Genomic DNA, 12221 nt, shown 5'->3' with positions numbered 1-12221 from the left:
AAGGTCAGCTTCTACAACAACGCCGGCTCGGTGAACCTGATCGCCGACGTCGCCGGCTACTACGTGAGCTGACAGGAGGAGTACCGGTACCTCCCCGGTGCCCCGCCGCACCACGGCGGGGCACCGGGGACGCGGCCGGGATCGGATACCCGATCGGCTCCGGGGATCTCTCCCGCTATGCTCAGGGGTGTTGTGTCGAGGGCCGTTAGCTCAATTGGCAGAGCAGCGGACTTTTAATCCGTTGGTTGTGGGTTCGAGTCCCACACGGCCTACCAGACCCCTCGGGGTCGGAACCCTCGTTGACCTGCGTCAACGGGGGTTCTGTCGTTTCCGGAGCGAGCGCGTACGGGGCCTCGGGGGCCTGGCTGGGAACGGATTGGGAACGCTGGTCCGGAGATCCGTTCTCGCTGGGTCCGGGCTGCGTCTGCTCCTTGCGGCGACGAGGGATGAGCGAGGCGGCTTTCTCGGCCGCGTCCCGTCCGACTCCGCCGAGCAGGTGCGAGTACGTGTCGGACGTGATCGTGATCGTCGAGTGGCCGAGCCGCTTCGACACGATGGCCATCTCGACGCCGGCCGCGAGCATGAGCGATGCCTGCCCGTGGCGCAGGTCGTGTAGCCGTAAGCGGCGCAGCTTCTGCCGCTCGGTGTCCGGCAGGTGTGCGTCGTCCTCGAATCGCACCTCGTCGACCAGGGCGCAGAACAGCTTGGTCACGTCGTCCGGGCGCAGCGGGGCGCCGTCCTCGCGGGCGAACACGAGGCCGTGGTCGGTGTACCCATTGCCCCACTCGCGGCGCTCCTCGTCCTGGCGCAGCTTGTGCGACAGCAGCGCCCCGACGGTGCCCTCGTGGAATCAGGGACCGGAAGGCGCCCGCAGACTTGTACGAGCCGACGGTGCGGTCGTCATCCCGGCCGACCGTCGCGAGTGAGGTCCTGCGCGCTCTGGTGCGCGATCTCGACGCGCAGGTGCGCGCGAACGGCGGGCACCCGTCGGCGATCGTCCGGCGCGTCCTGTTCGCCCTGCATGACGCCGCGCAGCGCGCAGGGGACGCGCTCGAAGCCTTGTACGACCGGCTCGCAGGCCCCGCCCCCGAGGCATGACGCCGCATCGACCAACGCTAAGACTCGTACGGCCCCGCCCAGTGGCGGGGCCGTACTTATGCCATGGTGAGCGTGCGGTGAGTTGCCCATGCGCCCGCGGCAGCGATCAACGGGGCACGGTGCGGGAGCGGGTCTGACTTTTCCCGGCTCTCCCAGACGGCGCACACAGTGTCGGCGAACGTGGTGACGGCAGCGGGAGCCGCTGCGCGGTATGCCGGTACCTGGCGGGCGATCTCCTCGGCTTGCTCGGGCGTGTGTCCGGCATGGACGAGCCGCACGATTGAGAACGCGGTATCGGCCCAAGCCGGCCCCGGGCAGGCCATTGCCCAATCCAACAGCCGGATTCCGTCGACGGTGGCGAGCATGTTCAACGGGGACACGTCCGTGTGGACGAGTGCCCCGCCTTCAATGTCGTGCGGGCGGTCGGCGGGAAAGAAACCGGCCCACCGCACCGGTAGCGGCTTCTTGCGGACTGCCTCGGGCCATGGGGCGGCCGACATAGCGCTGAGCGTGTCGACGAGCGGGGCGAGATCGGCCGAGCCGGGGGCGAGGTTCGGGTGATGTCCGTGGATGAACTCGTACCCGGTGAGCAGCCAACCACCCGCCTCTACCTGCCAGAGCAGGCGCGGCGCGCGCGGCGCGCATTTCGTAACCCGAGCTTCGTAGTCGTACATCCATGCTGCGTTGTCATCGAGGCGGGTGCCCTTGACGAACACGCGCCCCGAGGCAGTGTGCAGGGTGCAGGCGAGGCGGGACATCACGCCGTTGCCTGCGGTCTCCGCCTGCTCAACGGGCCCGCTGTGACGCTCTACGGCTTGTCGGGCTGCGGGCGGGAGCTCATGCCATGCGGTGCGATCCACCCGCGTCTCTCCTCGTGCAGAACGGAAGCCGGCCCCCGGCTCGGCCACAGCGTGGCACAAGTCGGGGACCGGCGCAGGGAACTGTCAGGCGTGCTTGGGGCTGTTGTGGCAGTTGGCGTGGCACTGCGAGCAGTCGGCGATGTCCAGCTCGGGCCAGAACTCCATGTCGGCCACGAACCCGGCCGAGAGGATGGCGTCCACCGTACGAGCGCGCAAGGCCTTGCCGCCGCCGTGCTCCTCCTTGTCGAGGAACCCGGGCTGATGGTGGACGAACTTCCCGAGCGTGCCCTCACAGAACTCCTGATACGCCTTGGTGTGCAGCAGGAAGGCGCGCCAGAAGTCATCCACGAGGGGGGACGGGCTGAGCGGCGTGGGACTGTGCGCGCCGGCGACGAGGAAGGCGAGCATCTGCCCGATGCCGCGGTGGGCCTGGTCCTCGGTCATGTCGGTGAACTTGGCGCGCATGTTGGCTGCGAGGGTTGCCCGCAGCTCCGGGGTGATCAGCGTCCGTGCGTCGGTCGCGGGACGTTCCTGTAATACGGTCACGGTCCTTGCCTCCTTGATCGCGGTGCGTCGGATGTGGGTGGTGTTCCCCCCGCCTGGGGCGTGTCCGGTCATCCGGACAGGCGGGGAGTTCCAGACCGCCGCAGAACCGGCGTCGGGGGTGGTGAGCGTGGGCCCGGCGGCCCTCTGGTCGCCGAGGTCGCTGTCGGCAGCGGCGGCCACACAGACAGGGCCGGCGGCCGTGCCAAGGGCCCATAACCAGCTCAGGAACAGTCCGAGAGGGTCGCTTGATGTAGCGCGTTGATCGGCGTGCCGGGTGCTCACGTTGTGCCCTCGCGAGCCTTCTCGCGCAGTTCGATGATGCGCCCGACCTGGTAGGAGTAGAGCTCCAGTTCGCCGAGGGTGAGGACGAGCAGTGCCTCACTCGTTCCGCCGTCTTCGCAGTGCACGACGAGGGGCATGGCGCCCTGCTGGGCGCGGTGGTCGTAGACCACATCGAGTTTTGCGGGAGTGACGTGGGTGACCTGTGCTGGGACTGGCCGCAGGGTCGTGGCGTCAGCCGGCGCGGACCACTCGTCGCCGCCGCCAGGCGGACGCAGGTGGTAGGTCGCCGCGCCGGTGCCGGGCAGGGCGACCACGACCCCGATCCGCCCGCCACGGGCGGTGTCGCGGGCGAGGTCGCCGAGCCGCGGGTAGAAAGGGGCTGCTGTGCCTAACTCGGCACCCCGGGACGGGAGGTGAGGGGTTGCTCGTCCTGTCATGCCCTTGAAGCTAGGAGCGCGTCAGGGGCCGAATATGAATCGGAGGAATGCGACCCTCATCCGTCCAGGTGGAAGCGGTCGGACATGCGCCGCAGCTTCTCGCGCGTCACGGCGCGCTCGGCGTAGACGATGCTCCGCAGCGTGGATCGGGCGATGGGGTGATTGCGTACGAGCTGGGGGGCGATCCGCTCAGCCGTCTCCAGTTCGACGAGGGCGCGACCGCGGTCGCCGTCCCACAGCCAAGCCCGGGCGAGGTCCATGTGGTGGTGCCCTTGGCGCGAGTTGGGCAGGCCGGCGACCACCTCGGGACTCGTGCGGCGGTTTATGGCCAGGGCCTTGGTCTGGTCGCCCATCTCCAGAGCGACGCTGATCGCGTGAATCTGCACGTTGCCGGGGGAGAAGGTCACCGAGTGACGGTCATAGACCGGTGGGCCCTGGTAGTCGGTCATCCGGCTGGCGGCGTCGCGCGCATACCCGATGCGGTCCTCGGCTTCCGAGGTCCGATTGCCGCGCGCAGCTGAGACAGCGGCGCGGAGTTGGAGCGAGCCCCACATGCGCAGCGAGAGCGGTTCGCCGCGGTCGTAGTCGTCTTGGATGCCGGCGAGGGCCTTGTCGGACAGGGAGAGCGCGTCGGCCCAATCGGCTGTGGCCCACATGTCCCACACGCGCATCCAGTCGGCGAGCGCGGGCATCACGGGGTCACCGGACAGCCGACCGGACCAGGCGGCGCGCTCGGCGGCCATGGCGACGAGTTCGGGGTGTCCGAGAGCGTGCGCTGCGGTGTGGGCGAACTTGCAGGCGACGGCGTAAATCGCGTACGCCTCCTCACGCTCGTGACCGGTTGCGACCTCTGCCAGAGCGCGGGCCTCGCGCAGCAGGTCGGGCAGGACACGGAGGATCGCGACATTGGCTGCTGTGTCGCGCAGGCGGTGCAGGCGGGTCAGCTCTCGCCACAGCTCGTGAGAAGGGCGAGGAGTGCCCTCGAAGACTGGAGTGAGGTCATAGCGGCGCAGCTCGCGCAGGATCGAAGCGGCGGCGACCTGCCATTGATTCTCGGCCGGGCTGCTGGTGTACGGGCGCCCGATCAGGTCGTTGGGGTGAACGTGCAGTTCGGCGGCGAGCAGGTTGAGCAGACCGACGCGGTCAATCTCGATGAGACCGCGTTCCATCTTCGACACCCAGCCCTGAGTCTTGCCCAGCGCGGTGGCGAGGTCGGCCTGAGGCATGCCCAGCCGGAGACGGGCTCGGCGTGCGCGGCGGCCGATCTCCTCGGCTTCCTCCAACATCAGCGCACCCCCCGCACGGTCGCGGGCCTGCTGTGCTCATACGTTCGGCAGGGCATCACAGCTCCATCCATCCGTTCAGGCTCACCCACCAGAACGGTACCGATGGCTGGTGCTGCCGTGCCGCTCAGCGTCACCCATGGTTGCGGGGCGCGGTATGTCGAAAGCTTTGAGAACAGCCGGGAGAAGGTCGCCGATCGGGGCGGTCACGGGTTCGGACTCCTTGATGCGAGGGGGCTCGGCTCAAGGCGCCGCCGCGGTGTTGCTCCACCTCGGCGGCGTCGCGTTGGTCCTGCTGGGGGAGCGTCCGCGCTGGGCTCACGTTGGGAACACAGTGGGAACGGACGCCCAAATCAGGGGCAGCAGAGATCAACGCGGGCGGGGGTGCGCGCCCGCTGTGACCAGCCAAAACGACAGAGAGGTGATCACTCGGCATCACCGAGCGGCAGGTCTGAATTCGAACTTTTAATCCGTTGGTTGTGGGTTCGAGTCCCACACGGCCTACCACTCAGGCCCAGGTCAGAGACGTTCCGGCCGGGGGCTGACCTCGTTTTCGGGCCCCTTCGTGAGCGGAGGTGTCATCGGGCGCCTTCCGAGCCCGCGGGACGACGGCCGCCGCGCGCTCGGTCAACTGCTCCTCGGCCTCCTTGAAGAGGGTCATGTAGGTGTCCGACGTGAGAGTGATCGTCGAGTGCCGCAGCTTCACCTTCGCGTCGTGAAGATCGCCGCCCGCCGCCTTGATGAGCGCGGCCGCCCCGTGACGTAGGTCACGCAAGTTGATCGGCGGCAGGTCCGCCTCGGCAACGATCCGGCGGAACGACTGCACGGTGCACTTCCGCATCCACCTCACCTGGGGCAGCACCACCACCGGCAGTGGCGAACGCCAACTGGGCTTTCACTCTGCCCGCCGCCCCGTCGTCCACCTCGTGGAAGCTGAACCACCGCGGATGCATTCGCGTACTCGCTGGCGAGAGCGGCGGCAACATGTTCGGCGGAGCCGCCGCGATCAGCACCAGCAGCGGCGGCATCTGCCAGGGCTTCCGCGACGACAACAACGTGTCCGCCGCGTTCTGGGACCAGGACGCCGGCGCCCCGCTCGCATCACGGGCCGCCAACGACACGCTGTCCGTCTTCGGCACCTACGAGTCCGCGTCCTGACACGGCCGTCCGCCCGCAACGCCGGCCCCGCCAGGGGCCTTCTTCACATCTGGAGACCCGATGGCCACACCACTATCCGCGGACAAGCTGCTCAGTGCGCTTCGTAACGAGGGCCTGCGCGTCGTCGAGCACCGTTCGTGGCGGACGCACAACCGCAACGCCAAGGGCGCGTGGGGACCAGTGAACGGCGTGATGATCCACCACACGGTCACCGAGGGCACCCAATCGTCCGTAGAGCTCTGCTACAACGGGCACTCCACGCTGCCCGGCCCCCTGTGCCACGGCGTGATCGCGAAGGACGGCACGGTCTACCTGGTCGGCGACGGCAGGGCGAACCATGCCGGGCTCGGGGACGACGACGTGCTGCGCGCCATCATCGACGAGCGCACCCTGCCGGCGGACAACGAAGCCAACACCGACGGGAACCGCGCCTTCTACGGCTTCGAGTGCATCAACCTCGGCGACGGCAAGGACCCGTGGCCGGCGGCGCAGCTCGAGGCGATCGAGAAGGCGGCGGCCGCCATCTGCAGGGCGCACGGCTGGACGCAGCGCAGCGTGCTCGGGCATGCCGAGTGGCAGCCGGGCAAGGTCGACCCGCGTGGTTTCGGCATGGACTGGATGCGCGCGCGGATCGGCGACCGGATCGGCGGGGCGACGAAGCCCGCCGCACCACTCCCTCCGCCGAAGAAGCCGGTCGTCGACCTCTCGCAGCTGGTCGCCGCCGCCCGCCGCGACCCGGCGAAGAAGGGCACCCCCGTCTCATACAGCGGCGCGCGAACGGTCGAGACGGCGCTCGTCGATGCCGGCCTCCTCGCCCAAGGCCAGTCCGACGGCCACTACGGCACCGCCACGATCGCCGCCTACGCCGACTGGCAGCGCCGCCTCGGCTACCGCGGCCGCGATGCCGACGGCATCCCCGGCAAAACGTCCCTGGCCAAGCTCGGCCAGCGGTACGGCTTCGACGTTCGCGACTGAAAGGACACCGTCATGGCTGCACCTGTAGAGAAGAAGGTCACGTGGGCCGCGCTGGGCGCCTGGCTCGGTAGCACCGGGCTCCTGGCCATCCTCACCGCTGTCCGGGGCGACGCGGGCCTGGTCGCCCCGCTGCCGGAGTCGGCCGAGCCGTTCGCGCTCGCGCTGATCCCGGCCGCGATCACGTTCGCCGCCGGGTGGAAGACCAAGCACACCCCGCGCGTCTGAACGGAGCCACCCCTGTGATGGATGAGCCGACGAACGGTGAGCTCTCGCGGCTCATCCAGTCGCTGCGCGAGACTGGCGCGAGGACATGCAGGGCCCCAACCAGCGCCTCGACACGGTCGTCCCGATGGACGTCTACACCATCGAGAAGACGACCCTGACCGAACGGGTCACCGCACTGGAGACGCAACGGGAGAAGGACGCCGACCATCCACCGCCACCCGGCGATGGATGGTCGGCGTCGTCATCACCGTGGTCGTCGCCCTGCTCCCGTACCTGGCGACTACCGTGACGGGGGCGACTGCATGAGACGGCACAAGTCATTGGAGCCGAACCGGCCTTGGCGCGGCAACGCACTCGCCGTGTTCGGCGCTCTGCCGGCCGGCGCGGCGAACGCCCGCACGGCCCCGTCCGCCCCTTGTACCTGAAGGCGTTCGAGGAGCTGCGGTCCATGGCTGTGTACGGCGCCCAGGCTCGGGCGTTGATCGTGAAAGCCATCGAAGCCCTGGCCTGACCCCGGACGCACGAAGGCGCCCCTTCCTGCCATGCAGGCGGAGAAGGCGCGGGCGTTCACGGGTACTGGCAGCGTCCGGCCTATTGGCGTGAGGGGCCCGGTTCGGACCGGTGGCTCAACCGCGTCGTCGGCAGCAGAGGAACACCTGTTCCTCCGGCGGCACGTCGCTGACCGCGGGGGCGTAGTTGTAGGAGGACTCCTCGAGGATCTCGAAGCCCCCCGCCTCGACGATGTTGTGCAGCTCTTCGCGGAGGTAGCCGGACACCCGGATGGTGTTTCCGAGGAACGGGATCGCGCGGTTGTCGACGTCGGCCTCCACCATCGAGAGCGCGAACAAGCCCTCGGGGACCAGCAGATGGTGGACGGTCCGCAGCGCCACCGGAATCTCGGCACGCGGGAGCATGAGCAGGGAGAAGAAGGCCGCGACCGCGTCGAAGCGGCCGAGGTCGGTGGGGCCGCCGGGGCGGAGGTCGGCGAGATCCAGCTGGTGGAACGTCGCTTCGGGGACCTTCTCCCGGGCGAGTTTCACCATCCCGCTCGACAAGTCGACGCCCACGACCTCGAGCCCGGCATCGGTCAGCCGGCGCGCGGTCGGCTCGCCCGTACCGCAGCCCAGATCCAGCACCCGCGAGCCGGCAGGCAGGGAGCGGATCAGCCACTCACCGGCGGAAAGCTGTCCCTCCTTGTGGGGGAAGGCCTCGTCGTAGCGGTCCCCGATGGCGTCGAAGGCCTCTGCCTGTTCCCTGCGCTCGCTGCGCAGGCACTCGTAGTCGGCGCCTCCGTTCCCTGTGGTCACGGACCTACCTTTCGTCGCTCACCCTGAGGGCCCCTATCTTCGCGTCGCCGGCTCCTGGTGTCAGGTGTATGGGTAAGGCCGAAAAGGCCGTGGGGCTTCATGCGCCGAGGACGGTCAGATCCAGGCGGTCCAGCCGTTCCGGGTCGGTGAGGATGTTGATCTCCACGATCCTTCCGTCCGTGACCGTGAAGGCCAGGACCGCCAGGGTCCGCCCGCCCGCCACCTCGACGACCCCGGCGGCCCCGTTGACCAGGGCCGGCCGGGCCACCTCCGCGAACCGCGCGTAGGTGATCGCCTGGGCGGCGACGGCCGCTGCGCCCCGTACGACCGAACCCGGACGCAGCGCACCGCCGTCGGAACGGACGACCACGTCGGGGTCGAGGACAGCGACGAGGGCCTCGAAGTCGCCGCCGCGCGATGCGGTGAGGAAGGCGTCGACGACCTCGCGCTGGCGCTCGAGATCGGCGTCCGGCACCGTGGCCGAGCCCTGGACCCGGCGGCGGGCGCGGCTGGCCAGCTGCCGGGTGGCCGTCGGCGTGCGCCCGACGATGGGCGCGATCTCGTCGAAGGGCACCGCGAACATGTCGTGCAGCACGAACGCGAGCCGCTCCGCGGGCGCCAGCGTCTCCAGTACGACGAGGAGCGCGAGACCCACCGAGTCGGCGAGCAGCGCCTGGTGCTCCGGGTCGACGGTGCCGGCGCCGCTCACGATCGGCTCCGGCAGGTGCACGGCCATCGGCTCCTCGCGCCGGGACCTGCGGGAGCGCAGCATGTCCAGACAGACCCGGCCCACCACCGTCGTCAGCCAGCCGCCCAGGTTCTCGACGCGCTCGGAGTCGGTACGGCTCAGGCGGAGCCACGCCTCCTGGACGGCGTCGTCCGCCTCGCTCAGCGAGCCGAGCATCCGGTACGCGACCGCCCGCAGCTGCCTGCGGTGCGTCTCGAAGCGCTCGGCCAGGAAGTCGTTCTCGTCCATCGTCGTTGTGTCCCCTCGTCGTGCACGGCTTCTTTCCTGGTTCCGACGAACGGGAGCGGGCCGATGTGACCGGCTCGAGACGGCCGCGCCGGGAAATTGGAGTGGATCTTGCTCTGGATGGCGTAAGGTTGTGTTCACCGACGCGGGGTGGAGCAGCTCGGTAGCTCGCTGGGCTCATAACCCAGAGGTCGCAGGTTCAAATCCTGTCCCCGCTACTGATGACACCGGCCCGGTGGTCGATCGAGGAGATCGACCACCGGGCCGGTGGCTTTTCCGGCCCCGGCGTTCGCCCGGTTGGACGACGGGAAGTCGCAGCGCGGAGTGTCGGCGCTCAGCCTGAGGAGGGCGCGGCAGTCGTCCGCGGCCGTCAGTGGACCCGGCAGGAGACCACCTTTGGGACAGGAGTGGCGAGATCAGGGCGGCGCCCGGCGGGCCCCGTGGTTCGTGCGCACACTGCCCGCCGCGATGATCGTCGGCGGGGTGATCTTCGACCTGCTGACTCCGCCCCGTTTCACCGCGGTGCCTCTCTTCGCGGCGGCCCCGCTCATCGCCGCTCCCGTCGTCTCGTTCGTGATGACCCTGCTGACGGGGATCGCGGCGATCCTGGGGGTCACCGGCCTCCATGTGATCAACCTGACCTTCGCGCAGATCACGGCCTTCACCGAGACGAGCACAGTGATCACCGTTGCCGCCCTCGCGCTGCTCATCAACAGGGTCGTGTGGCGCAGCGGTCAGCGTCTCGCCTCGGCCCGGGTGATCGCCGAGACCGCGCAGCGGGCAGTCCTGCCCGCGCCGGCAGAGCGGATCGGCGGTCTGCACATCGCCGCCCGGTACGAGGCGGCGCAGGAGGGCGCGTTCATCGGCGGTGACCTGTTCGCGGTGCAGGACACCCCGTTCGGTGTGCGCCTCATGGTCGGTGACGTCCGGGGCAAGGGGCTGGGGGCGGTGGGGACCGTGGCGGTCCTGATCGGCGCGTTCCGCGAGGCCGCGGAGCAGGAGCGCTCGCTGGAGGGCGTGGGGCGACGGCTCGAGCGTGCCCTCAAGCGTGAGGGCACCCGGCGGGAGGGCCTGGACGCCGTGGAGGGGTTCACCACCGCCGTGTTGGGCGAGATCCCCCGCGGCCGGCCGCTGGTGCGGCTGGTGAACCGGGGGCATCCGGAGCCGCTGGTGCTGCACGCCGACGGTGGGCTGGATGTGCTCGAGCCGCAGCAGGCGGCGCTGCCGCTCGGGATGGCCGATCTGGGGGATTGGCCGGACCGGGCGGAGGAGTATCCGCTGCCCGACGGTGCGACGCTGCTGCTCTACACGGACGGGGTGACGGAGGCGCGCGACGCCCGCGGCGTCTTCTACGACCCGGTCGAACGGCTCGGCGGGCGGCTCTTCCCGGGGCCGGGGGACTTGCTGGACGCGCTCGTCGACGACGTACGCCGGTACACCGGCGGCGGGTCGAACGACGACATGGCGCTGCTGGCCGTCGGCCGCCCGACACGGGGCCAGCCGGAGCGGCGCAGGACGGTGCCGGTGGTCCCGCCGGAGCCGGGGGCCGAGAGCAGAAGCGGATGACGTCGGTCCGCGGGGCGGCCGCGGCGCCGCATCGAGGGGCGGGACGGGCCGACGGCCTGTACGGTCCGTAGTCGAGGCGCACCCCTCCGCATAACATTTGATGCAACGTCAGAAAATGGTCCGGGCCGGACGTTTGATCAAGTCGCCCGGGTCCGGACGCTTCTGTCCAGGTAAGTCCCCGCCGGAAACGTTAATGATCACTCGGAACAGCTTGGAATCCCGCCCCGCCGTCTATTAACGTTCGATAACGCAGCGCGGTCGTCCCAGCCGTCGTAAGTGGCGGCACCGTGCGCACGCGCCGAATCCCGCAAGGGAACCGGGGAACCACCAATTGGGGTGAATCGGGCACCTCTTGCCGCTCAGTCCGCGGTCGAGGCGCCCGTAGGAGACCTTCCTGCTCCGAACCCGTCAGCTAACCCGGTAGGCGAGAAGGAAGGAAGGAGAACGCCTTCGTGGCGTCCAACATGCCTGCCCCCGAGGCCCGCTTCGCGTCCGAACGTTTCGGTGACGACGCACCCGAGCGGACCTGGGAGGAATGGAATCCCACAGAGGAGTCCATCCGCCCGGTGCGTGGTCGGCACCGTGTCATCAAGCAGCGCGGCGGACTCGCCCGCAGTTCCACAGTGCTCGGCGTCGGCGTGATCGCCGCGGTCGGCGCGGGTGGCATAGCCACCGCGCAGGACAAGCCGGCGGTCTCCATCTCCCTGCCCGACGCCATCACGGACAATCTTCCCGACGCCGAGTCCATCCCGGGCGTCGCTTCGTTGGTCTCGGACGACTCCGACACCGCGGCGGACGTGAGCACCGCACCGCTCACCGCCACGACCCCCGTCGCCGACAGCGGCGAGAGCTCCGCGCAGGCGACGGGCGCGGGCGAGGCGCTGCGCGCCCGCATCCTCCAGCAGGCCGAGCAGCAGCAGGCAGCGGCGGACGCCGAGGCCAGGGCCGCTGCGGAGAAGCTCGCCGCCGAGCAGGCCGCGGCCGCGGCGACGAAGCAGCAGAGCGAGGCCGAGGCCAAGGCCGCGGAGGAGAAGCGCCTGGCGGAAGAGGCCGCCAGGGCCAAGGCGGAGGCCGAGCGTCTCGCCGAACTCGCGAAGAGTTTCGCCCTGCCCACCTCCTCGTACACGATCACCTCCACGTTCGGCGAGTCCGGCTCGATGTGGTCCTCCGGTCAGCACACCGGCCTGGACTTCGCCGCCCCGACCGGCACCCCGGTCAAGGCCGTGCACGGCGGCACGGTGAAGTCCGCCGGCTGGTCCGGCTCCTACGGCTACCGCATCGTCCTCGAGCTGGAGGACGGCACCGAGGTTCTGTACGCCCACCTGTCGTCGATGACGGCGAGCGCGGGCCAGCAGGTCACCACCGGCGAGACGATCGGTCGCGTCGGCGCCACCGGCAACGTCACCGGCCCGCACCTGCACCTCGAGGTGCACACCGCGGGCGGCTCCGGCATCGATCCGATGGCCTGGCTGCGCGACAAAGGCCTCACGATCTGAACCCTGCCCGGTACG

At 69.9% G+C, this 12221-nt stretch carries 14 protein-coding genes, 2 tRNA genes, 2 pseudogenes and 1 riboswitch; of the genes and pseudogenes, 10 read left to right on the top strand and 8 right to left on the bottom strand.

The annotated features are described in order from the left end of the window. Positions 1–199: 199 nt before the first annotated feature. Positions 200–275: transfer RNA gene (locus IE198_RS34070), tRNA-Lys, on the top strand. A gap of 230 nt (positions 276–505) precedes the next feature. Here IE198_RS34070 and IE198_RS36870 read toward each other — a convergent pair. Beyond that, positions 506–811: pseudogene (locus tag IE198_RS36870) on the bottom strand (tyrosine-type recombinase/integrase); the annotation flags it as partial. A gap of 80 nt (positions 812–891) precedes the next feature. On the opposite strand from IE198_RS36870, the gene IE198_RS34060 reads away from it, so the two are divergent. Continuing rightward, positions 892–1098 (top strand): hypothetical protein, encoded by a 207-nt coding sequence (locus IE198_RS34060; protein ID WP_189893810.1) that lies wholly within the window; start codon positions 892–894, stop codon positions 1096–1098. Positions 1099–1154: 56 nt separating this feature from the next. On the opposite strand, the gene IE198_RS34055 is transcribed toward IE198_RS34060, so the two are convergent. The 5 genes from IE198_RS34055 to IE198_RS34035 all read right to left on the bottom strand — a co-directional run bounded on the left by IE198_RS34055 (position 1155) and on the right by IE198_RS34035 (position 5347). Then, positions 1155–1958 (bottom strand): phosphotransferase, encoded by an 804-nt coding sequence (locus IE198_RS34055; protein ID WP_189893808.1) that lies wholly within the window; start codon positions 1956–1958, stop codon positions 1155–1157. 84 nt (positions 1959–2042) lie between these two features. Continuing rightward, positions 2043–2504, bottom strand: a complete 462-nt coding sequence (locus IE198_RS34050; RefSeq protein WP_189893806.1) for a glycine-rich domain-containing protein — start codon at positions 2502–2504, stop codon at positions 2043–2045. Positions 2505–2782: 278 nt separating this feature from the next. Next, positions 2783–3100 carry a hypothetical protein gene (locus IE198_RS34045; protein WP_229834823.1) on the bottom strand — a complete coding sequence of 106 codons (318 nt, stop codon included), beginning with the start codon at positions 3098–3100 and terminating at the stop codon, positions 2783–2785. A 179-nt stretch (positions 3101–3279) separates the two neighbouring features. Continuing rightward, on the bottom strand, positions 3280–4509 hold the full coding sequence (locus tag IE198_RS34040; RefSeq protein WP_189893801.1) for a helix-turn-helix domain-containing protein: 1230 nt from the start codon (positions 4507–4509) through the stop codon (positions 3280–3282). Between the two features lie 505 nt (positions 4510–5014). Further along, entirely contained in the window at positions 5015–5347 is a 333-nt protein-coding gene (locus tag IE198_RS34035; protein WP_229834821.1) for a site-specific integrase, read from the bottom strand. Between the two features lie 32 nt (positions 5348–5379). On the opposite strand from IE198_RS34035, the gene IE198_RS34030 reads away from it, so the two are divergent. From IE198_RS34030 to IE198_RS35985, 5 genes and pseudogenes are all read left to right on the top strand, one after another. Continuing rightward, a complete protein-coding gene (locus IE198_RS34030; protein ID WP_189893799.1) occupies positions 5380–5664 on the top strand; it encodes a hypothetical protein in 285 nt (94 codons plus the stop codon). Between the two features lie 60 nt (positions 5665–5724). Continuing rightward, positions 5725–6639 (top strand): N-acetylmuramoyl-L-alanine amidase, encoded by a 915-nt coding sequence (locus tag IE198_RS34025; protein WP_189893797.1) that lies wholly within the window; start codon positions 5725–5727, stop codon positions 6637–6639. Positions 6640–6651: 12 nt separating this feature from the next. Beyond that, on the top strand, positions 6652–6864 hold the full coding sequence (locus IE198_RS34020; protein ID WP_189893795.1) for a holin: 213 nt from the start codon (positions 6652–6654) through the stop codon (positions 6862–6864). Between the two features lie 85 nt (positions 6865–6949). After that, on the top strand, positions 6950–7153 hold the full coding sequence (locus IE198_RS34015; RefSeq protein ID WP_189893793.1) for a hypothetical protein: 204 nt from the start codon (positions 6950–6952) through the stop codon (positions 7151–7153). 126 nt (positions 7154–7279) lie between these two features. Next, positions 7280–7375, top strand: a pseudogene (locus IE198_RS35985) (transcriptional regulator); the annotation flags it as partial. A gap of 115 nt (positions 7376–7490) precedes the next feature. Here IE198_RS35985 and IE198_RS34010 read toward each other — a convergent pair. Together IE198_RS34010 and sigJ are read right to left on the bottom strand one after the other, a co-directional pair. Then, entirely contained in the window at positions 7491–8171 is a 681-nt protein-coding gene (locus tag IE198_RS34010; RefSeq protein WP_189893791.1) for a class I SAM-dependent DNA methyltransferase, read from the bottom strand. Positions 8172–8268: 97 nt separating this feature from the next. Next, positions 8269–9147 carry an RNA polymerase sigma factor SigJ gene (sigJ, locus tag IE198_RS34005; protein ID WP_189893789.1) on the bottom strand — a complete coding sequence of 293 codons (879 nt, stop codon included), beginning with the start codon at positions 9145–9147 and terminating at the stop codon, positions 8269–8271. Positions 9148–9288: 141 nt separating this feature from the next. On the opposite strand from sigJ, the gene IE198_RS34000 reads away from it, so the two are divergent. From IE198_RS34000 to IE198_RS33990, 3 genes are all read left to right on the top strand, one after another. After that, positions 9289–9362 (top strand) — tRNA-Met (locus tag IE198_RS34000). A gap of 178 nt (positions 9363–9540) precedes the next feature. Then, the gene (locus IE198_RS33995; protein WP_229834819.1) at positions 9541–10710 is read left to right on the top strand and encodes a PP2C family protein-serine/threonine phosphatase; all 1170 of its coding nucleotides are present in this window, start codon (positions 9541–9543) and stop codon (positions 10708–10710) included. A gap of 286 nt (positions 10711–10996) precedes the next feature. Next, positions 10997–11152, top strand: a riboswitch (cyclic di-AMP (ydaO/yuaA leader). Between the two features lie 10 nt (positions 11153–11162). Beyond that, positions 11163–12206 carry a M23 family metallopeptidase gene (locus IE198_RS33990; protein WP_189893786.1) on the top strand — a complete coding sequence of 348 codons (1044 nt, stop codon included), beginning with the start codon at positions 11163–11165 and terminating at the stop codon, positions 12204–12206. Positions 12207–12221: the final 15 nt, after the last annotated feature.

Origin of the sequence: Streptomyces xantholiticus, assembly GCF_014651015.1 — a bacterium.
GTDB classification, from domain to species: Bacteria; Actinomycetota; Actinomycetes; order Streptomycetales; family Streptomycetaceae; genus Streptomyces; species Streptomyces xantholiticus.
Note: the sequence above shows the minus strand (reverse complement) of the source record. Positions and strands in the feature narration are given on the sequence as shown.

Coding starts and splice junctions, on each gene's coding strand:
- IE198_RS34040 (WP_189893801.1), bottom strand. CDS start 4,509: ATGTTGGAGGAAGCCGAGGAGATCGGCCGCCGCGCACGCCGAGCCCGT.
- IE198_RS34035 (WP_229834821.1), bottom strand. CDS start 5,347: ATGCGGAAGTGCACCGTGCAGTCGTTCCGCCGGATCGTTGCCGAGGCG.
- IE198_RS34025 (WP_189893797.1), top strand. CDS start 5,725: ATGGCCACACCACTATCCGCGGACAAGCTGCTCAGTGCGCTTCGTAAC.
- IE198_RS34020 (WP_189893795.1), top strand. CDS start 6,652: ATGGCTGCACCTGTAGAGAAGAAGGTCACGTGGGCCGCGCTGGGCGCC.
- IE198_RS34015 (WP_189893793.1), top strand. CDS start 6,950: ATGCAGGGCCCCAACCAGCGCCTCGACACGGTCGTCCCGATGGACGTC.
- sigJ (WP_189893789.1), bottom strand. CDS start 9,147: ATGGACGAGAACGACTTCCTGGCCGAGCGCTTCGAGACGCACCGCAGG.